Source organism: Vibrio sp. DNB22_10_4 (assembly GCF_052879755.1).
Genome location: NZ_JBNNXW010000013.1, coordinates 77,465 through 98,910, shown reverse-complemented (window position 1 = coordinate 98,910; position 21,446 = coordinate 77,465). Strand labels below are relative to the sequence as shown.

Sequence of the window (21,446 nt, the reverse complement as noted above, 5' to 3'; positions counted from 1 at the left end):
ATTAGCCACCTATGACTGCGATCGATTCATTGTTTCGAGTTCATTAACGCGCCTTAAATTTTCTTGAATTTATTTCCCCGTAGCCCCCATATTATCCTTAGACTTATGGGGAAATCGGGGAAGCTCGATAGAATCAAGAAAGTGGAAACGAAATGGGCAAGCGATACATTATAAGCAATAAGCATCATGACAATTTCATGCTAGCACAGCGTCACGTCGACAAGATTGCGTTGGTGACTGAAGGTGGTGGACAGCGCGGAATATTCACCGCAGGAGTGCTGGATGCTTTCTTGCGAGCGGAGTTTAATCCTTTCGACCTACTTATTGGAACGTCAGCAGGGTCGCTGAATCTCGCCTCTTATATTTGCGGTCACCAAGGTCATGCTTACAAGATGATCGCAGAAGCCACTCGCCACCCAGAGTTCTTCACCTTAGCGAAGTATCTGCTGAGCGGTGAAGGACTCGATCTGGACTTTCTCGTCGATAGTGCCGAATCAAGAATACCTCTTAACTGGGATAAAGGTGCGGACTTTCTTAGAACCAAACAAGTCGTTGCAGTTGCGACTCATGGAACCGAACTCACTAGCGCTTGTTTTGATGTCACTCGGGAGAACTGGAAGCATGTGTTAAGCGCTTCTTGCGCGATCCCTGCGCTTCACAAACGCCCCGTTGTCTTTGACGACACTCGTTGGTTTGATGGCGGTATTGCTGCGCCCATTCCGGTGGAAGAAGCCTACCGACGAGGCTACAAGCATATTGTCGTGGTCAGAACCATGCCGATAGACTTTGAAGATCATCACCCCATGCTCGAAGCGTTGTTGAAACGCGCACCATCGAAAACGCTTACTGAGTTGTCGGCAATGCTGATTAAGCATGAAGAGAGCTATCGCCAGACTCAGCGCTTTCTTGCTTCACCACCGGACGATGTAGAAATCTATGAGATTTCCCCTGATAGAGCTCTGCAGTCCTCTGTCATTGGTAGCACCAAAAAGCAATTGGATTCTGATTATATGCATGGCGTGCGCCTTGGCCGTCTCTTTGTTGAAAGCGTGGGAAGAAAGCTTGATATCCCTTACAAACCTTATCAGCGCTATAAGATACAGACCTCAGAGTTTGCATCACAGGCGCAAAACAGCGAACGGATAGAAACAACATGGGCATCCCGCACGACAGGGCAATTTGAGGGTGAGGTTGGTGTCAATATAGAGTGGATTAACGTTAACCCCAATCGTCACCAAAGAGCGATAGTGTTGGTACAAGGGAGAAATGAAACGTTCTGGAAGTATCAAGAGTTAATTCACGAGCTTAGCCAGTACTTCAGTGTGTACACATACGATCATCGCGGTCAGGGTGAGTCTGAGCGCTTGGTTGAGGAATCAGAGCTTGGTCATATTGATGATTTTCGCCGCTATGTAGAAGACTTAGCGACCTTCATTGAAACGGTTGTTCATAAGCAAGGCGGTCATGATGACATTGAAATGTTGGCTCATTCGATGGGCGGTGCTGTCGCGACTCAATACTTAGCTACAAAACCAAATAAGGTAAAGTCATGTGTGCTAACAAGCCCTATGTTTGGTTTAAAGTTACCCAAAGTTGTTGGTGGACTTCATTCTGCAACCATTAAAGTCATCAGCCAGCTACAAAAAACACCTCACTACGCACCCACACAAACAGCGTTTGTGACTAAGTCGTTTGAAAACAATGACCATACGACGAGTAAAGTCCGTTTTCAGGCGTACAGCAACTTGTTAACCAGTAATCCACACTTGCGGCTAGGCGGAGTCAGCCCAAAATGGATCACTGAAGCGATGGCAGCCGGAAAGCAATGTTTGCACTACGCCAAATCGATCACCACGCCGATACTCATCATCCAACCAGAAGCGGACAACGTAGTATCCAATCCTGCTCAGGACTTGTTTAACGAGCGCTGTCTAACTTCTCGAATATTGAGTGTCCCTCATGCTCGGCATGATATTTTGATAGAAGCTGACCGTTATCGAGATTGGACTCTAAAACACATCTTTAATTTCTATGACCACAGATACAAAAACGTTTAAACTCTGAGGGGTTACGCTAGCATCACGCAAGCATGTCATCGCCAATCAACTGCTAGGTAAAGAGAAGTGGTATGTAAATTACACCGTTGAAGTCGTTGAGGTAAAAAGGAGTTACTCAAATGAACGTGTCGTATCGTGAAATGCAAGTCGCGGACTATGATGCTGTGATGGCATTGTGGAATGAAACAGAGCATATGTTAATCCGTGAAGCGGATAGCCGAGAAAATGTGACGGCTTATCTCGACAAGAACCCAAACATGAGTTTTGTTGCGACGGTTCATAGCAAAGTTGTTGGGGCCGTCCTTGCTGGAACAGATGGTCGTCGGGGCTATCTTCAACATCTCGCAGTTGATGAAGGGTATCGAGGTCAACGGATTGGAAAAACGTTGGTTGAAAAAGTAACCGACGCCTTCGCTCATATTGGCATCAGTAAAACCCATCTATTCGTGAACACTGAAAATGAACAAGCTCAGATGTTTTATAAGTCCATGGGGTGGGAGGTGCGTCAGGAAGTGAAGATGTATTCGTTTAACTCATCAGCCAATCTGGATATTTAACGTGATATCAGTCCTTTAAGTGTTCTCGTAGAGTACTTGATTAGGCACCGATTCTTGTAGGGGTTTGGAGACTACACATAAACGGGCTGTGTCTATAGGAGTTAATGCATTCTTTTGCTGAATGTGATCGACCAAACTCATTCCTCCTATTGATAAAAATATTTGAAAGTGACAATCCTCTTACTAGCATACTTGAGCGGGATCTAGCAAAGCGGTGTTTCCGTAATTCATTCTAATGATCAAGGAGAGGAAGAGTGAAGTCACTACTTATCGCTGTAGGTCTATTGTTGGCAACATTTTCCAGCTTAGCGGAAAATGGTGGAGCACCTGGCACAATTTGTCAGTTGGAGTCTGGGCAAGTAATAACCACAAACCTTACTACGTGTCCTAAGAACACCAAGAAGCTTTAACCAACATATAAAAGGGAACCAACGCCAGCGTTGGTTCCCTCGTTAGTATTTGATATCCGTTTTTGTCGGTTTAGTTTTTAAGGAAGCGGTTGTATACGAACAGTAGGATGAACGCACCGAGCGTCGCTGTAATTATACTGCCGATGTTTACTCCACTTGCACCGCCAAATCCCAAAAAACCGCCGATAAACCCGCCTACAAACGCGCCAGCAATTCCGAGGAGCATTGTTTTTATCCAACCACCAGCGTCATTCCCTGGCATCAGCCATTTCGCTAAAGCACCTGCAATAAGCCCGAGAATAATCCACGAGAAAATGCCCATGTGTACCTCCTTTGAAGTGAGAATTTTCTTAAGCATAGACGATCGGTAGATTTTCAACGGTTGGCTATTGGTTGCAGACGGTGATCTTATAGACAATCTCAATTTAGAGATGGTGGGCAGTAAGCGATAGTGTTCTATTATTAGGGAACGAATAAAAAACTTAGCACCATCAAGGAGTTTTGAATGTGTGTTTCCTTTTCCTCGGTTTTTTCTGCCTCGTCTTTACAGCGCAGATGGTCAGCCATTTTTCTATCGCTATTTTTGCTTTGTTTTAGTGGAGCTCTCTTTGCAGAGAGTGAATCGGCGCAAACAACATCTCCCGCGGCAACGAGAGCGGAAGCCGCTCTAACACGTGTTAACGGCGAAATTCGTGATTTATCTGAGCAATTAAAAGTCACAACTGGCGATCAAAAAGATGCCATTCAGTTTCGTTTGTTTAACAAGAACAATGAGTTGCGTGAAGTAATAGGCAATGCCATTGATGCCGGATCACTTCCCAAAGAGATGTTGATTGAGCAAGTGAGAGTCCAACAGCAATATACTATTGGGGCAAAAGAGTACCTTGAGAAGAAAATCGACGCCGTCTCTGAGGAGTTTAACGGTGCGAAAGAGGAGAGTAAGCTTTCAATTTTGAATACCTACAGTGAGCTTCAAGACTATTTGAATTCAAGCTACGATGCCAGCTGGCAGAACTTGGAGTGGCTCGACAAACTGGATGTGCGAGACGAAGAGGCGGAAGCCGAGTTTAAGCTTCTAATTGGCAATAAATTACGTCTAACCTCGGCGTCAATTGAATATTTTGGTCAACAAGCCACGGCGATCAGCGCGCAAATTGCTTCCGCACCAGAAGCGGATAAAGCGGGTTTACAAACCAGCCAGCTCATTTTAAAGCAGCGTTTGAGTATTGAGACCAAAAGCCTACGAAATCTTATTGTACTTGGTGATGCAGTCGGGATAGACACATCAGAATATAAGCGCCAAGTCTTTTCGATTACGGGGAACATTACCCAAGACATTCTCGATGGAAAAGTGATGCTGTCACTCATTAGCCATTGGTGGAGTCAGGCGGTAGATTGGCTTGCTGACAATGCGCCGCAACAGTTATTCCAAGTGTTGATTTTCCTACTAATCCTGTTTGTAACTCGCGCTATCGTTAAACTAGTGAGGAAAGTGGTTTCCAAAGCGGTGATCAATAAAAACCTCAAACTGTCCCACCTCATGCAGAACTTCTTTGTATCGATGTCAGGCAATATTGTCTGGGTGATCGGTATTATGGTCGGTTTGTCTCAAATTGGCTTAAACCTTGCGCCTATCCTAACCGGTTTCGGTATTGCGGGTGTAATCATCGGTTTCGCATTGCAAGATACACTGTCAAACTTTGCCGCTGGGATGATGCTACTCATCTATCGCCCGTTTGATGTTGGTGACTTTGTATTTGCAGGGGGTGTAGACGGCAAGGTAAGCCATATGAGCTTGGTGAATACCACGATTCGAACGTTTGATAACCAGATTATCATCGTGCCGAACAGCAAGATTTGGGGCGATGTGATAAAGAACGTGACCCATGAGCGCACACGACGAGTTGATATGGTTTTTGGTATCGGTTATGGGGATGACTTGCTAAGAGCAGAAGCGGTTCTGACGGAGATTGTTACAGCGCACCCAGCAACGCTCAAGTCCCCAGAACCAATGATTAAGGTACACACGCTCAATACTTCATCTGTCGATTTTATTGTTCGACCTTGGGTAAAAACAGACGATTATTGGGATGTGTATTGGGACATTACTAAGGAAGTGAAGCTTCGTTTTGATAAAGAAGGTATTTCAATCCCATTCCCACAGCAAGATGTGCATTTGCATATGATTAAAGACAAGCTAACGGATTGATAAGCTGAGTTTAGTATTTTCACTCACACAGTGAATTGCGATTGTATTCACAAAACTTCTAGCCCAAGAGAGCTGCTAAAGTGCGACCATAACGGTTGGATGTTTAGCTCGTCTCTTGGGCTTTATTCATTCTTAATGTATTGAATGAATTAAATTTTCAATAGAAAGGAATCATATTATGTTAGGTAAACATCAGGAACCCTATAGCGCTTTTTATCGCTCCACTCACGACAACAAACATCTCGATACTAGAACAGAGCTTTTGGTTGGGCTATCCGCCGCAATGGCCATGAACTGTTTGCCTTGTACTCGTTACTATTTACATGAGGCAAAGAAAGCAGGGATTACCAAAGGTGAGATTTCGGATGTAACAGCGAAAGTGATGGCCGTCGCTGCTGGTCAGAAGAAATTGCAAATGCAAGAAGTACTGACGAAGTACAACATTTCACTAGATGACTATGATTAAAGTTCTCAACCGATTGTCGGTTGGGCTTCTGATGCACAAATGGAGTTGATGATGTTCCCTATAGAAGTCTTTATTGCGTATACCACCGCATGTGTGTTGCTGGTGTTATCTCCTGGTCCAGACAACTTGCTTGCTATAGGCAGGGGACTCAGTCAAGGCAAGCTTGCTGCTTTGGTGTCTGGCCTTGCTTCTGGTTGTGGGATCTTGTTTCATGTGATGTCGGCAACATTTGGGCTGACCTTACTTATTCAAACGTCGGAGTTGGTCTTTTACGCTGTGAAACTGATTGGCGCAACGTACCTGATTTGGTTAGGAATAAAGGTGCTTAGAACGCGAAGTTTATTCACTCTAGAACCGGCCAAGCCAACACCGTTAAAATCCATTTTCTCGACTGGTTTTCTATCGGCAGCACTCAATCCAAAGCCAGGCTTATTTGTACTCGCGTTTGTGCCTCAGTTTGTAAATCCATTGTTGGGTTCAGTGACATGGCAAATGGTCGTTTATGGCTGCTGGTTCGCATTACTTACCGCGGTCGGCTTTGCTTTGATGGGCGTATTTGCATCCCGTTTGGTAACTTGGCTCAAGAATAAACCTAAGGTGGTGTCTGGGCTTAATGTCGGCGCTGGCCTTACTTTTCTTGGTTCAGGGTTCGCCATAGCACTGATGCGTCAGAGGTAATGCTAGGTGGTACTGGTTCCATTTCTTGGTTACTATCTAATGAATTCATTACGTTAAAGTTAATTCATTAATAGGGACTTGGTATGATACGTCACATATTACTCATCCAATTCAAATCCACGGCGACGGAAGCTGACGTTCAGGCACTTATGTCATTATTTGAGGCAATACCATCAAAAGTTGACGGAGTAGAAGCGGTGGAGTGGGGCATCAACGATAGCCCTGAAAGAAAAAATAAACAGTATACTCACTCTGTGTTGATGACGTTTCGCGATGAGCAAGGCCGTCAAAACTACTTACCGCACCCAGAGCATGACGCGCTCAAAGCCGTGTTTCGACCACTACTCGAAGACATTATTGTCTTTGACTACTCTCTTTAAACTATCATGTTACATATTTCAAATACCGTTACGATTGCCGATTGGGAGATTGAGCTCACAGCCATTCGCTCTATGGGCGCTGGTGGTCAAAAGGTTAATAAAACCAGCTCTGCGATACACCTGCGCTTCGACATTAAACGTTCTACATTGCCTGACTTTTACAAAGAAAGACTCCTGTCGTTAACCGATTCGAGGATTACAAAAGAAGGCGTCATCATCATAAAGGCTCAACAATTTAGAACACAGGAGCAGAATCGTGAAGATGCTCTCGAGCGGCTCAAGCAAATAATACTTTCTGCGACAGTCGTTCAAAAAGCGCGGAGAGCGACTAAGCCGACAAGAGCATCCCAAAAGCGACGTGTTGATAGCAAAAAGCGTAAGAGCCAAACAAAATCGCTTCGAGGAAGAGTACAGTAAATTCAATGTTGTAACCCTCCTTATCCCTGCCAAGGTGTATTTAAGACTTACAATACTTTCAACGATTGTATGCTGGTCTAGTTTTGAGATCTAAACCTCACAAAGCATAGCAAAGGCTGTTAATTTTCAACGAGATATGGATTTCATGATACGGGGTCGTATATTGTTAGCTTGAAGCTAGTAACCGAAGGAAAGATAGTTGGATATTGTTAAGGACGATTTGCAAAGCCACAAAATTAAAGCTCTACTTCAAGAGCACTTAGATGATATGTATGCCACGTCACCGGCGGAAAGTGTTCACGCTCTTGATATAGAGGCTCTACGCCAATCTAACGTAGAATTTTGGACGGCGTGGAACGAGCAAGAGTTGTTAGGGTGTATTGCGTTGAAAGCTTTGGACAGTGAGCACGCGGAAATTAAGTCGATGCGCACTGCTCATAATGCGAGAGGCAAAGGGGTGGCGAAAACACTGCTCAATCATCTTGTGAGTCAGGCATCTGCGCGGGGTTTTTCTCGTTTAAGCTTAGAAACGGGCACAGAGGACTACTTTACAGCGGCTCGCACACTTTACTCCGGCCATGGTTTTGTTGAATGCGACCCTTTTGCTGATTACGTGCTCGATCCCAATAGTGTGTTCATGACCAAACAGCTTTAGGAGAAACGATGCTCAACCTAATTCGTCTTATAGTCGTTGCTAATATCGTTGCTGCGTTAGCTGTCTTTGGGCTAGGTTTGTTTATCCCGTTTTTTAAAGTCACCAACTTGATGGATGGGGCGTTTTTTAATGCCGCTTCAATATGGTGTGTCACCGCTCTCGTTTGGGATGGTGGAAAGGTCAGTCGAACTTACGATGTAGACATAGTAACGCATAAAATGAAGAGCATGGTCACTGGGCATGACTTGCAAGGCGAAAAGCACCAGCACTATCGTCAAAATTACAGCTTTGGTTTATCGCTGTTTATTGCAGGTGGGATGCCAATGTTGATGGCGATTGCACTGTCGATTTTTTCTTAGTTCAATTTGTTTACAGGAAAAGAACCAGTGATGCCTGCGCACCACTGGTGAACCATGTTTATCCTAATCAATTTCACTTCCATGGCGCTCACGCCACTCTTGCCACATACGCGCTTTAAACTCTAGAAAGCCCATATCGCTGTTCGGCGTAAACTGCTCGATGGTGCGATTTTCTGGGTTAAGGTAATCGAAATATTCGTAATGCTGAGTATTATCACGGCTGTACTGGTAGCACTGAATAGTAATGCAAGCATTGCCATCACTCGCGTTGTTTTCAAGTTGGTGAATTTGATTTAGACCCGGTGATAACCAGGTGACTTCGCCTTGTTTAAACACTTGAGTGGCAAATGGCGTCGGATTGTCGTGAAATTTAGATAGCATTGCGAATAGATTCACTGTGATTTCACCTGCCAGCACCCTGATGATGGCATTAGCATCACCGTGGTTGTGAATGGGAGAGCGATGTTCGCTCGGCCATATTTCCATAACGTAAGGGATGCCCGGTGATTCACCTTGATTCACTCCCATAGTGATCCGCAAATAGCTTTCGCTTGGGTCGTCCCCAAACTCGTTTTTCTTAGCTTTGAGCGTTTGATAACACCAGCCATTGACGTCATTGATACTCTCGTTAATAGCCTGCTCAAACTGCGGGAAGGCTTGTGTATTGAGGGTAAATTGCTTACCTGAGATGTTGGCGTACAGCTGCTGACAGGCTGGGGTTAAGTTCTCTGCAACGGTTTTGTGCTGGAAGGCGATGTCATCCATACTGATATCGTCTGTTTTGGCGACAAACAGCGGAGGGTCGATGGTTACGGGGTCAATGAGAACCTTATCGGTAAGGCGGTTATCTGAAGCCAGAATATCGACGTCTTTCACTTCTTTAAGCCAGCTATCAGCTTCGCTATCAATATCATTGGCACGAAGATATTGCTCATCTTGTTTAAGCCCGTATTCCAACAAGACGGTATTACCGCGTATCTCACCTTTACCATAGCGAACGACGGCGTTGTTACCATCGATACTGAGCCAATATTGACATTGCGGATCGCGATCGATGCCATGATGGTTCGCAGCCAGTATTACCCAATCTCCAGAACCATCTAACCCTTGTATCGTTGTCGAAATACTGGTTACAGAGAGCTTCATTGCTCGCTTTCCTTCACCAAAGCAAAATTCTAAGAAGTTGAGTTCGCAATCAGTACTCGCCGCTACGGCGACAACGCCTTGCCCTCTGACAATGAGTTCCTTTTCTAGCTTTTTGGTATGGCTAAAATCGGTACTACTGGCTAAGGATGGGTTATTGGTTTTTGTCTTGTCAGTCATTGTCATTTCCTTTTGAATTAGTGTCGTCATAGGCTCGAGTAGCGAGGATCCAGCTAAAATCAGCTCCAGCTCTTTGTGCACCTTGGTGGCAGTTCATACAGCTATCGTATTGGTGATACGTCTCCATAGTAATGTTGGCCAATTGGCACTCAGGAAATGGCATGCCGCCCGCTTGAACGGGTGTACCGTCTTCACATCCAAAGTCTCCATCGGTGGGTGTTTTGGCAGAAATAGAGGGTAATTGAGGCCATTGTGAACCAATTAGTTGATAATGCTCCCAAACGGTTCCTTTTAGCAGGTTGCGGTATCGAGTATTCATATCAGTGGTCGAATAGCCAAGCTTGTTAGGGTCTTCGCGCAAAGGAGTATCAGGAATTTGGCTAAGGCGAACCACATTGATGGGTGTCGTATTAGAAAAGTCTCCAGGTTCTGGTACTCGGCTTGCTCCGGGGTGTTGCGCGGGATTGGCTCTTAAAACTGAGGCTTCACGCTGATACAAGGTAGGGTCGTAGTAGGATGGCGTCATCTCTGCGGGTGTGGATGGATCTTCGCCAAGGTTATCGACTTGCTCAAAGGTAGCCCAAACCCATTGTGGGAAGTCGGGCGTTTTCTGGGCGATATGAAAACCAACAAGACCAACCTTGGTCGTAGTACAATCACAGCGCATCATCGCATTTTTATCGTCATCACAGGTACCTGGTACGGATACGACAGCGTTATCAAGCGTAAAGAAGCGAGAGTGGAACTTCGGGCTTACTTTGCTGAGATCGCGCCATGCGGCTTTGACCTCTATAACACCTTCTTTATCCTTTCCGTTACCTGATGGCATGATGATGGCCTCGTTAGGCCACTCGCTACGATTGTAATAGCCGTTTTCTCGAATAAAGTCGTATTCAACTTTGTTTACTCTTACTTCGTAGCGGGTAAATAGACCAGTTTGATCGACCAAAGGCCCTCCAAAGGCTTGGTCTAACTCATCTGCAACCGTACTGAATTTGGAACCGCTAACCAAAACCGGTTGTCCTTCGTAATCTCCACTTTTGCAAATAGCCGTACCATTGCGAGCTGTCCACGCTACGGGCTTATCACCATTTTGTGGAAATAGGTCAAATGCGGATTTCCACCCAAGCCATACGGGAAGCTTCCCATCAGAGTAATGACCAAAAACGGCCGTATTGTTGGGTTCAAATGGTTCACCATGGGAGTTGGCTTTCGATGGCCACATTAACGCAATAAAGTTTTGCCAGTTGAAGTAGTCGAAGAATGGTCTCTTGACGACACCAGAAGCGGCGAAAGGTTGCGAGGGCACTTCGGCAAGCAGGTGCCCAGAGAGTTTGGGTTCAAGATGGTGGTATAGCTCGTCCTGACTCTCTGCAAGTGCTTGACTTGCACACAATGTAAAGAGAGTTAATGCAATAAGGTTCGCTTTCATTACTTGTCCTCACACTCTCTTGGCATGTTCGCAGCGAACATCGCATGCTGTTGAACGGCGATTTGCATTTGCAAAGACGTATCTAGATTAAGTAGGTTTGGATAGTTTCCACCGCTATAAGCTTGCGGGAACTGTGTCGTTTGGAAGTAGTTAACGTTCTCTTGGCTGTATTGGTTACATAGACCGTCAAAACCAAAAATAGGGGGAATAGTGACACCCATTTGAGGGTTGGTATCATCTACATTGGCAAATGCGCCAGCATGACATGATAAGCAAGAGCTGAGTTTGTTATCTACGGGGCCTGCTAAGCGGTCTTCGCAACCAAAGTGCTCATACTTCTCAATGGATTTGTTGAGGACGCTTTGACGCGCAGTAATGGATTCAGATTTTGGTACGGCTGGGAATGTCCAAGGATCCATACCCCATTGGAGCCCAACTGGTTGAAGATTATCCCAAACCGTCGTTCCGCCGTTGTTGATGTATGCGTATGTGCCGTAGACCCATCGGGTAGGCGAGCGGCTATCGACAACCGCGACATCAACCTGAACGAGGTGAACATCTTGAATTGTGCGGCTGCACTTATCAAAATTGTCGCTTGTTTCTTTATGACGGTTAGCCTGCCATTTAGGAGAGCCTTTGAGGTACTCCACATCAGTAGGCGTAACACTAGAAAACAGGAATTTGACGACCACAGTGCCTTCTTTGAACGGCATACCTTTAGTCGAGGTGATTCCGTTAACTGTCTCTAAGATAGGCTGGCCATTTTTATCAAAACTTTGGCCAATTGTGTACGCACCGATATCGTTGTACATACCCACAGCCCACGTTTCAAAGCCACGTCCTTCGCCATCGCTAGGGCCACCTACACCATAAAAGTCGCTTAAATGAGCGGTACGCTCATTAGTGAGTCCATGAACAAATTCACGTCCGGTTTCTTTTGCATAAGCCATCCATGGTATGTGAAACCATCGTGTTTGACCGTCTACGTCGACGATCAATCCTTGGTCATTGTTGAGGTCGCGGGTTTGACCTTGTTTGATGTAGTCGAGGATGCTGGTTATATAATCCTTGTATTTGGGTTCTTTAGACCAGTCTGGAATACCAGAGTCGCTAAAGTCGACACCTTTCGACTTAGAGAAAAGGTCGATGTTTAGCCAAGGGCACGTGACATCTGTGCAGGCTGCTGGCATTTCAGTGGGGTATTGATCGCTAAGCTTGAAAGTAGGCCCCTGCCAATTTGTGGGTGGTTTGTTTACAGCATTATTCCATGCTGGGGATTCTGCAAACGCTATGAAAGATGTGGTCGCTAGCCACAGAGTGAGTAATAGGCGATTTATGTTTATCTGTATCATAATGCTTCCTAGTGTTCTGACGTAAATGTGGTTTATTTTGTGACGGTGTCACTATTTATAGTATTTAGATAATTGCGATAGGTAGCGTCAGCATCGGCCGAAAGGGCAATGTTTACTGACGAACCATTGTTGTGATCGACCAAAATCTGTCCCGAAGTATCGTTTTCTTCATTTAAGGTTTGCTCGACTCGAATTCGAAAAGATTGAGTTTGAATCAATTGAGGATTAGTGATGACTGAAGCGGCGAGGGGGTCCCAAAAGTCGAGGTACTTGCCAATGCCTTTTTTAATAGACTGGCTGTTGAATACCTGAGTGAGAAAGCGTGCACTGTTGTTTTCTATTTGATTCAGCTCATCGACAAAAGCTTGAGTAATTGGAACTTGCTGGGTTGCATTGAGTGCGACGAGCGTAAGATTCAAATCACTTTCAATGATTGTCTGAGCGCCTAAGGGATCGACAAAAATGTTCCATTCAGCCACTTTGTTGGAATAGCAAGGTGGCTCTGACAAGGTTGGTTGAATGTTCCCTTCAGCACCAGGCTCGACGAACTCACTCGTTAGGTTGCCTCCCATCATTATGATTTGAGAGATTTTGTCTTTTAACGCTTTGGACAAACTAGGCTTGTCTTTTGCGTATTCAAGAAATCGCCCCCATGTGGTTCCACCACCGATACATAGTAGCGAAACGGGTTCTGAGGCACTTAAGATGTATTCTTCTAAAAAAGGAATCGCATCTATGTAATCACGATGCATGTTTTGATGTGGAAACGGAGTGTCGTAGTGGTTATCGGCAGCCTCTCGTTCTTCACCGGGAAAGGTGTTGCTGTATCGCATGGGGGCATTAAACCCTTTGACGACTGGTATATGTAAGTCTGCCGCTTTTCCAGTTAGCGTGAGCATGTTGCTAACGTTGTGTAGCCCATGACTGAGGTGTGCATCACCTGTACCAGTGACGGAAATTCCAACCACATTGACTTCGGGGTGTAGCAGTAGATACAGCATTGCCATGTAGTCATCGAAGTCGACGTCGGTGTCGATTAGAACATTCACAGTGATCTCCTTATATGTGCTTGTGCACATAGAGGCTAGGACAAGATTTGTTAATGTCTCGTTAAAATTCTAAACTTGATAAAAAGCAACAGGATTGGAATATGGAAGCGATCAGAGAATGGCGGGTGAACTGCCCTTATTGCGGGGAGGCGTTTGAGACCTCTATTGATTGCACGTTGGACAATCAGGAGTACATTGAAGACTGCTATGTCTGCTGTCGCCCAATTTTGTTTGAAGTTACCCTAGAAAGTGAAGACGTGTTTGTGACTGTACGGCATGAGAACGAGGTTTAGATTGAAATTCAACTAACTACGCGCTAAAACATCAGATTGTTATATGGATGTAACTCGGAGTTGGTTTGGATATTGGGGTCTTTTTTACCGGTTTTTCGTTAGGTTTATCGTTAATTCTCGCTATCGGCGCACAAAACGCATTTGTCTTAAAGCAAGGGTTAAAACGCCATTATGTATTTGCAGTTTGCGCGGTCTGTGCGGTTTCTGATGCTTTGCTGATTACCGCCGGTGTGAGTGGCTTTGGAGCAGTGATTGAAGCCTATCCTTCTGTCGAAACGGTTGCTCGATATGCAGGCGCGGCATTTCTCTTTATCTACAGTTTTCAGAGTTTTCGCTCTGCAATTTCAAGCAACCATCAGCTAGATCCTGAAGGGGATAGCAACGCCAGTCTGATGAAAACAGTGCTTATTTGTTTAGCATTAACATGGCTCAACCCTCATGTTTACCTAGACACTGTCGTTCTTCTAGGCTCTATCTCAACGCAATATGCCCCTCAGCAATTCTCGTTTGGCCTTGGTGCGGTAACGGCCTCATTCGTGTTTTTCTTTTCGCTTGGCTATGGTGCCAGGCTCCTCACTCCAATTTTTCATAAGCCTATTTCATGGAAGATTTTGGAGGGGCTAGTGGGCTTTATCATGCTGGCGATTGCATTGTCTTTGATTTCAGGTTAGTGGAAATGAGTAAATTAATTGTGGTTACCGGTGGAAGCAGAGGCATTGGCGCTGCTACATCCAAACTGTTAGCGGCTAAAGGCTATAGAGTGGTCGTTAACTTCTTATCAAACGCCAAGCGAGCAGAGCAGGTGGTTAGTGATATACGACGAGATGGTGGAGAAGCGTGTAGTTATCAGGTGAATATTGCCAGTGAGGATTCAGTTGTTTCCATGTTTGACTCCATCTATGCAGAGCATGGCGAGATATATGGGTTAGTGAATAATGCAGGGATCTTAAGTACGCAGTGCACCCTTGAGCAGATTACCGCGGAGCGTATTACTCAAATCTTAGCGACTAATGTGACTGGAACACTACTATGCGCCCGTGAAGCAATTAAATACATGAATGGGGGAAGCATAGTGAATGTTTCTTCTCGAGCATCGGTTACCGGGTCACCATTTGAGTACCTGGATTATGCCGCCAGTAAAGGAGCGGTGGATACTCTTACTAGAGGGTTAGCGTCCGAATTAGCCGGTAGAAATATTCGTGTAAACGGGGTGCGCCCGGGACTGATTAATACGGAAATGCATGCCGATGGCGGAGAGCCAGAAAGAGTTAAACGATTAGAGTCGCAGATCCCGCTCGGCCGGGGAGGTGAAGCGGAGGAAGTTGCCAATGCAATTTCATGGCTGATATCAGAAGAGGCTTCTTTTGTGACGGGCACATTCGTGGATGTATCTGGCGGAAAGTAAGGAAACAAATGTATGAAACAACAAGCGCTCAGTTGTCATTGTGGAAATGTGCAGCTTTCTTTTGACCATTGGCCTGAATCGGTCACCTGCTGCAATTGCTCAATTTGTCGACGCTATGCCGCGCTTTGGGGTTATTTTCAACCAAAAGACGTGATGGTTGAAATAGCGAAAGAGACAGTAGCTTATCGCTGGGGGGATGGCTGTATCGATTTTCATCACTGCGCTGTGTGTGGTTGCGTTACTCATTATGAGTCTGCTGATAGCTCATCGACCCCGAGAACGGCCATCAACTTTAGAATGGCGGATGGCCTTAAATCTACCCAGGTTAAATATTTCGATGGAGCTGAGTCTTGGTGTTTTCTTGATGAAAGTGAGGTGCGCAAGGTATGAATCAAGAGAGGTTGAGTTTTCAAGATATCACGCTTCGGGTCGCTACTGAGCAAGACTTTGAACCGCTCTATCAACTTATGACAGAGGATGAAGCTTGGACGGAGCTTAATGGTCCTTACTTTGGTTATCAGCGTCCAACGCGTGAGCAATTTAGCGAGGGTTACTTCTCCAAACTCATGTTGGGTAATGAAGCGCTTGTTATTGAGTATCATCAAAGAGTCGTCGGAACGGTAAGTTGTTACTGGGAAGACCAAAAAACCCGTTGGCTTGAAGTTGGAGTACTGGTTTATGACTCCCGACTTTGGGGCTGTGGCATTGGCATGAAAGCGCTGATCCCATGGGTGAGTTATCTGTTCAATACTCTAGATATAGAGCGAGTAGGGCTGACTACATGGAGCGGCAATCCGCGAATGATGAAGTGTGCGCTAAAACTTGGTATGACCCAGGAAGCGCGCCTGCGCAAGGTTCGTTACTATCAAGGGCACTATTACGACAGCGTTAAGTATGGCGTGCTGCGAGAGGAGTGGCGTGAACTAGAAAAGCTTTGGCGTCAACGTGATCATATTTACTTGTTTGATTGGGGCGATACACTCATGGTCGATGACCCCAGCCAAAGTGGCAAGATGTGCGATTGGCCAAAAATTCAGCAGGTGGAGGGGGCGAAAGCGCTATTAAGTGGGCTTGCAAAATACTGCCCCATTTATGTCGCAACCAATGCCAAAGATTCTGCAGAAGAGGATGTAAAAAGAGCCTTTGAAAGAGCGCAGCTTGCTGAATACTTATCTGGGTACTTCTGTTTCAGCAACCTTGGTGTCGGCAAAGATGATGAGGATTTTTACCCACGCATTGCCTTTAAGCTCAATACAGATACCAGTCAACTCGTAATGACTGGAGATCAACTTGAACGAGATATACTGCCAGCAAGGCGTGCGGGATTGAGAACGAACTGGCTTAATGTGAGTTCTATTTCACATAATGAAAACGGCTTTGCTCGATTAGAAGATATTCTCTATCGGGAGCAAAGCCGCATGTCTTTGGTTGACCTCGACTAAAAGGTGGCGATTACGATGATTGGATGGTGGTGATAAGCTTCTCTGCTTGATCCAAATATTCACCACCAAACAAATTGCAGTGATTGAGCACATGATACAAGTTGTAGATGTGCTTGCGGTACTCGTACATAGGCTCGATCGCCAAAATACTTTCGTATCCGTCGTAGAACTCCTGCCTAAACCCGCCGAAAAGCTCTGTCATTGCTAAATCACATTCTCTATCACCCCAATAGCTCGCCGGGTCATAGCATATTGGCCCAAACGCGGTATTAGCCGCATTGCCATACCAAAGGTCACCGTGTAGTAAAGACGGTTTGGGATTGTGCCCGGAAAGCTGTTCGTTAACCAGCTCAACAAATTCATCGATATCTGTGAATGTGATTTGTTTTTCTTTTAGAAGCTGAAGTTGCCAGCCAATTCGCTGCTCAGAGAAGAAGCGTGACCACTTTTTGTGCCACTGATTAGGTTGCAGTGTGGTGCCAATATAGTTGTCTTGATCGAACCCAAACTCCTTTTGCTCGCCCCACTTGTGTAGTTTGGCAAGTTCCTCTCCAAGCTGGTAACTGGCAGGGCCAGTATCTAAGGGTTTGACAGGTATGTAATTGAGTACGATAAAGGCACACTCTTTGGTTTTACCAATGTGAACCAGTTCAGGTACATGAACCGTGTTGGTTTCTCTTAGGGCAGTGAGATTGTCGGCTTCGATTTCAAATTTCGCGATAAAGTCTTTGTCATTGATTTTGACGAAGTAACGCTGATCACCATCGCTGATCATGTAACACTGATTAATGTCCCCACCGCTCATTTTAATGCGCTCGGAGATATTGAACTCAAACATTAGAGTTTCTGAAAGCTGATCTGAAATTGCTTGCCACATAAACGTCTCCCACCTGCCAACACTATGGCTAGTGTAGAACAATATTGCTTACATAACATACTGTCAGCGCACAGAATCATTGACGTGACACCCGAATTTTCCTTTGTGTTCTTACAAACGTGACCTAGGTTTGCTATGGTGAAGATCTTGTCATTATTGTCATTGCTAGGAGAGCAGTCGTGGTTGTAGATACTGACGGCTATCAAGCACTTATTGAACACCTTGCGCTCAATCTAAGTGTGTTTACCTCAGAGTTGGGGGATACAGGAGAAGAGACCATTGAGGACGTATCAACGGATATGGTTGCCTCAAATATTATGGCGGTCTTCGAACAAAACCCAGAGCTTCATGCCAGTGTACGCTTTAAACTTCTTAAGGAAGTGGATTTAGTTATCCAGGATCTGGAAGAAGTGTTAGCGGGCGTTTGGAACAAAAAAGCGACCAATGAACAAGTCGCTTTTCTTGAGGAATATATCGCACTAGTAAAAAATCTATTTGACACTGCGGTGGCAAAATACGATTAATCTAGGCGTTTCTCTCTGTATCGAATTACAGAGAGAAACGTTATTGAACACTTCTAAAGTGCCAAAACGTCGATGCCCAGTATGGGTTATCTAAGCGAGAAAGCACCACCCCTTTTGATGTCGAAGCATGCATAAACGTATTGCCACCTAAATATATTCCTACGTGACGGGTTTTTCGACCAGTTTTAAAAAAGACTAAATCTCCACTTTGCGCACTATTGTAGGCGATTTTTTCACCTACTTTGACTTGCTGCGCTGTAGTCCGTGGTAATGAGAGAGAATAGGCGTCTTGATAAACCGCTTGAACAAATGCTGAGCAGTCAACACCGGAATAATTGGTGCCGCCCAAACGATATGGAACACCTTGCCATTTTTTATATTCAGCGAGGAAGGGCGCATTATCTGGGGTATTGTAGTGTTGCCTTGTGTGTTCCGCTCGCTCTGGCTGACTAGAGCACGCCGATACGAAAACCACCATACCGTATAAAATCAATAATTTAACAAATTTCATCTGTCACACTGCTTACATCTAAACGTAATAAAAATGTCACTAAGGATTACTAATATCCTGATAATTCTATACCAAGTTATTAAATAGTACGAACCTATTACTTATTTGGTTACCGTTTAATGGATCAGCTCGACGGATTGTTTATGAAAACCCCAGACAAGGGAAAACGTGCCATCTCTTTGATTCACTCTTTGAGTGCTATCTTCTTAACAATTATTCTAATTTTTGTCGGTGTGAGTGTACTTAGCACTAATGGCCTTAATCAAGTTAAGCAACAGTTTGACAATTTATCAGAAAAAGCCCTTCCACTGTCTCTTAATAATGCCGCATTGACGCAAGATGTACTGGAACAAGTAAAACTGCTTAACTATGGTACACAGCTTGAGTCGACAGAAGAGTTAGAGCAGACCCGCCAACGCATCACGCAGCTTGTCGAGCAAAGTAATCAAAAGGTTGAAAACCTATTCGCCATTGCCTCGGAGTTGGGCAATGCCGTTACACAGGAGCAACGAGAGCTCCTTGGGCAGAAAATTGTTGAACTTCAAAGAAGCACTCAAGCGATTCTGGCATACCAATCGCAAATACTGGCCATGAGTGCAGATATCGATAAAGAAGTGGCCGGCTTTCGATATGCCATCAGTACACTTGGTCAAGAAATGAATCGCATCAGCTTGCTGTTTACACAAAACAATCCGTCTTCGGCCGATGCCGCTACACGAGTGGTGACGGCTGCTAGTTCTCTAGAGAGCGCATTCTTGATGCTGATGATGCAGACCGATCTGAAAAAGGCCAATGGTGAATATCGTCAGATGCGCAATCGCTATGCAAGCATCAATTTAGCTTACGATCAGTTTGAAGAATGGCATCCAGAAATCAGCGAGTTCCCAAGTTTCACTGCGCCCTATGACATGGTGAAAGCAGGGTTTAAGCAAAGCGGTGTGGTTCGTCAGATCATTGAACGATTGGAGATTGCGACTACACAGCGTGAAGAACTCGCCAAAGCCGCTGTGCTGGCAAATGAGACCACGCAGATCTTGTCAGCCATTTCGACAACAGCGGAAGGCCTCATTGATGAGAGCCAATCCGTGGTAAACAGCACCATTCAAACCAATATTTACACTCTAATCATTACCACAGCCGTGTTAGTGATGGTTGTTTTTGGATTGTTCTTTGGGCTGCGCCGCTGGGTTAATCGCGCACTTAAGAGTATTACTAGGCAGCTAAAACGTTTGGTTGAGCACGACTTAACGGGCGTCGTAGAGCTTTCAGGTCCCTCGGAAATGCGTGATATTGCCAGAAAGTTGAATCAGGTTATTGAGTCGACCCATGACTCAATCGAAGTGGTTACGCGTAACTGTGAAACCTTGTACCAAACCGCAGAAATCAGTCATGGCGCAGCAGAATCGACGCGAAGCAGTTTGCTAGCGCAAAACGAATCTCTCGATAGCATGGTTGCTACAGTGACTCAGTTGGAAGCGTCAATCAAAGAAATCGCGACCGTGACGACGTCCTCATTTTCTGATTCGCAGCAGGCAGAAGAGTTTGCTTCTCTGGGGCTAAAAGCGGTCGAGGAGAATCAGCAACGTTTGCATACCCTTGAAACGACACTCGGCAACAATGAAACCTCGATGAATGAGTTGGATGGTAAAGTAAAGCAAATCCAAGAAATGGTCGATATGATCAGTGGTATTGCAGACAACACCAACTTGTTAGCGCTCAACGCTGCCATTGAAGCGGCGCGAGCGGGTGAAATGGGACGCGGCTTTGCCGTTGTTGCGGATGAAGTACGCAAGCTCGCGAGCGATACCTCAGAGCAAACCACCAATATTCGCCAAATGATGGCTGAGCTGATGGACGCCGCCCAAGATTCGAGACAATCTGTTATCGAGTCTCGAGCTGAAATGAATCACGCCCTAGATTCTAGTGAGCGAGTTAAAACGTCGTTCTCAGATATTGCGCTGTCTGTGAATCATATTCGAGAACGAGCGGAGCAAGTATCTGTGGCAACCGAAGAGCAAGAGCGAGCGACAGCAGAAGTAGGGCGCGCCATTGTTCATGTCACCGACCAAGGTGAGCATTCAAATATGCAGCTTGAGTCTATGGTTGAAAGTGCTGAGCAGGTGGCTGATATCGCAGGCCACCAGCAAGCAATGCTTCACAAGTACGAGCTCAATCGTCTATCCGTTTGAACGAACAGCAGTTTAAACGAATAGCGGTTTAACCTAATTAGACTCGCGATCGTTCCTAAAAGGCTGGGTAAGTAACTTATCCAGCCTTTGCTCGTTTTTAGCCGCAAATTCTGGAATGCCTATCTCCACCTTATCGTGTCCAAGCTCTGGCTGAGCGCGATAGGTGCCAAACCAGCGATCCCATACCGACAAAAAGAAACCAAAGTTGGAGTGTGTCTCCTTGGGTATTACCGAGTGATGAACGCGATGAAAATCCGGAGTCACCACGATTTTTCTTAGAGCTTTGTCTACGGCTGCAGGCAGCTTGGCATTGCTGTGATTAAACATCGCGCTCGCATTAAGAACAATCTCAAACACCAATACTGCAACAGGTGGGATCCCAAGCGCCATCACCACGCCAATTTTGATCCACATCGATAGCACAATTTCAATGGGGTGGAAGCGAGCACCGGTGGTGACGTCTATATCTCTATCCGCGTGATGCATGCGGTGTAATCGCCAAAGTATGGGCAGTCGATGAAACACGACATGCTGAAAGTAGATAACGCCATCAAGCAAGATGACGCTGATTGGTACTACCAGCCATAAGGGCAAGGCAAGGTGGTTGAAAAGCCCCACTTGAAGTTGAGCCGCGCGCAAAGATGCTTCAATCGCTAAAAGGGGCATGGCAACCGCTAAGGTTAAAGAGTTAAACCCTACCAGCGCGAGATTGTTACTCCAACGCAGTAAACGGCTGCGCGTTCGCGCCTTTCTTGGGACTGCCCACTCCCAGACAGCGCAGAGCACTAATACAGAAAGAAAGATCGCTAGGCGAATAGTGTCACTGTTTTCCATTGCTATTGAGTTTCCTTTTACTAACGC

25 protein-coding genes and 1 pseudogene are annotated in these 21,446 nt (G+C 45.5%); 18 read left to right on the top strand and 8 right to left on the bottom strand.

The annotated features are described in order from the left end of the window. Positions 1–152 precede the first annotated feature (152 nt). The 3 genes from ACVA6Q_RS20765 (at position 153) to ACVA6Q_RS20755 (ending at position 3,024) form a co-directional block, all read left to right on the top strand. Positions 153–2,057, top strand: a complete 1,905-nt coding sequence (locus ACVA6Q_RS20765) for an alpha/beta fold hydrolase (RefSeq protein ID WP_446648808.1) — start codon at positions 153–155, stop codon at positions 2,055–2,057. Between the two features lie 119 nt (positions 2,058–2,176). Then, complete coding sequence (locus tag ACVA6Q_RS20760; RefSeq protein ID WP_353496105.1) at positions 2,177–2,614, top strand: GNAT family N-acetyltransferase; 438 nt, start codon at positions 2,177–2,179, stop codon at positions 2,612–2,614. Between the two features lie 254 nt (positions 2,615–2,868). Further along, the gene (locus ACVA6Q_RS20755) at positions 2,869–3,024 is read left to right on the top strand and encodes a hypothetical protein (RefSeq protein WP_446648807.1); all 156 of its coding nucleotides are present in this window, start codon (positions 2,869–2,871) and stop codon (positions 3,022–3,024) included. 70 nt (positions 3,025–3,094) lie between these two features. Here ACVA6Q_RS20755 and ACVA6Q_RS20750 read toward each other — a convergent pair whose 3' ends face one another. Then, on the bottom strand, positions 3,095–3,346 hold the full coding sequence (locus tag ACVA6Q_RS20750) for a GlsB/YeaQ/YmgE family stress response membrane protein (RefSeq protein ID WP_446648806.1): 252 nt from the start codon (positions 3,344–3,346) through the stop codon (positions 3,095–3,097). Between the two features lie 183 nt (positions 3,347–3,529). On the opposite strand from ACVA6Q_RS20750, the gene ACVA6Q_RS20745 reads away from it, so the two are divergent. The 7 genes from ACVA6Q_RS20745 (at position 3,530) to ACVA6Q_RS20715 (ending at position 8,188) form a co-directional block, all read left to right on the top strand. Then, complete coding sequence (locus tag ACVA6Q_RS20745; RefSeq protein ID WP_446648805.1) at positions 3,530–5,233, top strand: mechanosensitive ion channel family protein; 1,704 nt, start codon at positions 3,530–3,532, stop codon at positions 5,231–5,233. A 178-nt stretch (positions 5,234–5,411) separates the two neighbouring features. After that, a complete protein-coding gene (locus ACVA6Q_RS20740) occupies positions 5,412–5,699 on the top strand; it encodes a carboxymuconolactone decarboxylase family protein (protein WP_418642241.1) in 288 nt (95 codons plus the stop codon). A gap of 51 nt (positions 5,700–5,750) precedes the next feature. Continuing rightward, on the top strand, positions 5,751–6,377 hold the full coding sequence (locus ACVA6Q_RS20735) for a LysE family translocator (protein ID WP_446648804.1): 627 nt from the start codon (positions 5,751–5,753) through the stop codon (positions 6,375–6,377). 83 nt (positions 6,378–6,460) lie between these two features. Continuing rightward, positions 6,461–6,757, top strand: coding sequence for a Dabb family protein (locus ACVA6Q_RS20730; protein WP_446648803.1), 297 nt, complete (start codon positions 6,461–6,463; stop codon positions 6,755–6,757). Between the two features lie 6 nt (positions 6,758–6,763). After that, a complete protein-coding gene (arfB, locus tag ACVA6Q_RS20725; protein ID WP_446648802.1) occupies positions 6,764–7,174 on the top strand; it encodes an alternative ribosome rescue aminoacyl-tRNA hydrolase ArfB in 411 nt (136 codons plus the stop codon). A 199-nt stretch (positions 7,175–7,373) separates the two neighbouring features. Next, on the top strand, positions 7,374–7,829 hold the full coding sequence (locus tag ACVA6Q_RS20720; protein ID WP_446648801.1) for a GNAT family N-acetyltransferase: 456 nt from the start codon (positions 7,374–7,376) through the stop codon (positions 7,827–7,829). Positions 7,830–7,837: 8 nt separating this feature from the next. After that, positions 7,838–8,188, top strand: a complete 351-nt coding sequence (locus ACVA6Q_RS20715) for a hypothetical protein (RefSeq protein WP_446648800.1) — start codon at positions 7,838–7,840, stop codon at positions 8,186–8,188. A 63-nt stretch (positions 8,189–8,251) separates the two neighbouring features. On the opposite strand, the gene ACVA6Q_RS20710 is transcribed toward ACVA6Q_RS20715, so the two are convergent. The 4 genes from ACVA6Q_RS20710 to ACVA6Q_RS20695 are packed head-to-tail and all read right to left on the bottom strand — an operon-like array spanning position 8,252 to position 13,344. After that, entirely contained in the window at positions 8,252–9,511 is a 1,260-nt protein-coding gene (locus tag ACVA6Q_RS20710) for a cysteine dioxygenase (protein ID WP_446648799.1), read from the bottom strand. Beyond that, positions 9,504–10,943 carry a hypothetical protein gene (locus tag ACVA6Q_RS20705; RefSeq protein WP_446648798.1) on the bottom strand — a complete coding sequence of 480 codons (1,440 nt, stop codon included), beginning with the start codon at positions 10,941–10,943 and terminating at the stop codon, positions 9,504–9,506. The genes ACVA6Q_RS20710 and ACVA6Q_RS20705 overlap by 8 nt, the downstream gene beginning before the upstream one ends. Then, positions 10,943–12,295: a hypothetical protein gene (locus tag ACVA6Q_RS20700; RefSeq protein ID WP_446648797.1), complete on the bottom strand. Its 1,353-nt coding sequence runs from the start codon at positions 12,293–12,295 to the stop codon at positions 10,943–10,945. The genes ACVA6Q_RS20705 and ACVA6Q_RS20700 overlap by 1 nt, the downstream gene beginning before the upstream one ends. 32 nt (positions 12,296–12,327) lie before the next feature. Then, the gene (locus ACVA6Q_RS20695; RefSeq protein ID WP_446648796.1) at positions 12,328–13,344 is read right to left on the bottom strand and encodes a nucleoside hydrolase; all 1,017 of its coding nucleotides are present in this window, start codon (positions 13,342–13,344) and stop codon (positions 12,328–12,330) included. A gap of 101 nt (positions 13,345–13,445) precedes the next feature. Here ACVA6Q_RS20695 and ACVA6Q_RS20690 point away from each other — a divergent pair, with 101 nt between their 5' ends. From ACVA6Q_RS20690 to ACVA6Q_RS20665, 6 genes and pseudogenes are all read left to right on the top strand, one after another. After that, positions 13,446–13,637 (top strand): CPXCG motif-containing cysteine-rich protein, encoded by a 192-nt coding sequence (locus ACVA6Q_RS20690; RefSeq protein ID WP_353496120.1) that lies wholly within the window; start codon positions 13,446–13,448, stop codon positions 13,635–13,637. A gap of 71 nt (positions 13,638–13,708) precedes the next feature. Then, positions 13,709–14,308: a LysE/ArgO family amino acid transporter gene (locus ACVA6Q_RS20685; RefSeq protein WP_353498689.1), complete on the top strand. Its 600-nt coding sequence runs from the start codon at positions 13,709–13,711 to the stop codon at positions 14,306–14,308. Positions 14,309–14,313: 5 nt separating this feature from the next. Next, on the top strand, positions 14,314–15,042 hold the full coding sequence (locus ACVA6Q_RS20680; RefSeq protein WP_353496121.1) for an SDR family oxidoreductase: 729 nt from the start codon (positions 14,314–14,316) through the stop codon (positions 15,040–15,042). 12 nt (positions 15,043–15,054) lie between these two features. Next, positions 15,055–15,432: a GFA family protein gene (locus ACVA6Q_RS20675; protein WP_353496122.1), complete on the top strand. Its 378-nt coding sequence runs from the start codon at positions 15,055–15,057 to the stop codon at positions 15,430–15,432. Then, positions 15,429–15,965, top strand: a pseudogene (locus ACVA6Q_RS20670) (GNAT family N-acetyltransferase); the annotation flags it as partial. The gene ACVA6Q_RS20675 and the pseudogene ACVA6Q_RS20670, both read left to right, overlap by 4 nt. Positions 15,966–16,025: 60 nt before the next feature. Beyond that, entirely contained in the window at positions 16,026–16,484 is a 459-nt protein-coding gene (locus ACVA6Q_RS20665; RefSeq protein ID WP_446648816.1) for an HAD family hydrolase, read from the top strand. Between the two features lie 10 nt (positions 16,485–16,494). Here ACVA6Q_RS20665 and ACVA6Q_RS20660 read toward each other — a convergent pair whose 3' ends face one another. Then, positions 16,495–17,361, bottom strand: a complete 867-nt coding sequence (locus ACVA6Q_RS20660; protein ID WP_446648795.1) for a fructosamine kinase family protein — start codon at positions 17,359–17,361, stop codon at positions 16,495–16,497. A 179-nt stretch (positions 17,362–17,540) separates the two neighbouring features. Between ACVA6Q_RS20660 and ACVA6Q_RS20655 the strand changes: the two genes are divergently transcribed. Continuing rightward, positions 17,541–17,885 carry a DUF3802 family protein gene (locus ACVA6Q_RS20655; RefSeq protein ID WP_042498691.1) on the top strand — a complete coding sequence of 115 codons (345 nt, stop codon included), beginning with the start codon at positions 17,541–17,543 and terminating at the stop codon, positions 17,883–17,885. A gap of 40 nt (positions 17,886–17,925) precedes the next feature. On the opposite strand, the gene ACVA6Q_RS20650 is transcribed toward ACVA6Q_RS20655, so the two are convergent. Further along, positions 17,926–18,396, bottom strand: coding sequence for a C40 family peptidase (locus tag ACVA6Q_RS20650; RefSeq protein WP_446648794.1), 471 nt, complete (start codon positions 18,394–18,396; stop codon positions 17,926–17,928). Between the two features lie 143 nt (positions 18,397–18,539). Between ACVA6Q_RS20650 and ACVA6Q_RS20645 the strand changes: the two genes are divergently transcribed. Next, entirely contained in the window at positions 18,540–20,585 is a 2,046-nt protein-coding gene (locus ACVA6Q_RS20645; protein WP_446648793.1) for a methyl-accepting chemotaxis protein, read from the top strand. A 33-nt stretch (positions 20,586–20,618) separates the two neighbouring features. Here the strand turns inward: ACVA6Q_RS20645 and ACVA6Q_RS20640 are convergent, their stop codons facing one another. Next, entirely contained in the window at positions 20,619–21,419 is an 801-nt protein-coding gene (locus ACVA6Q_RS20640; RefSeq protein WP_446648792.1) for a sterol desaturase family protein, read from the bottom strand. Between the last annotated feature and the right edge of the window lie 27 nt (positions 21,420–21,446).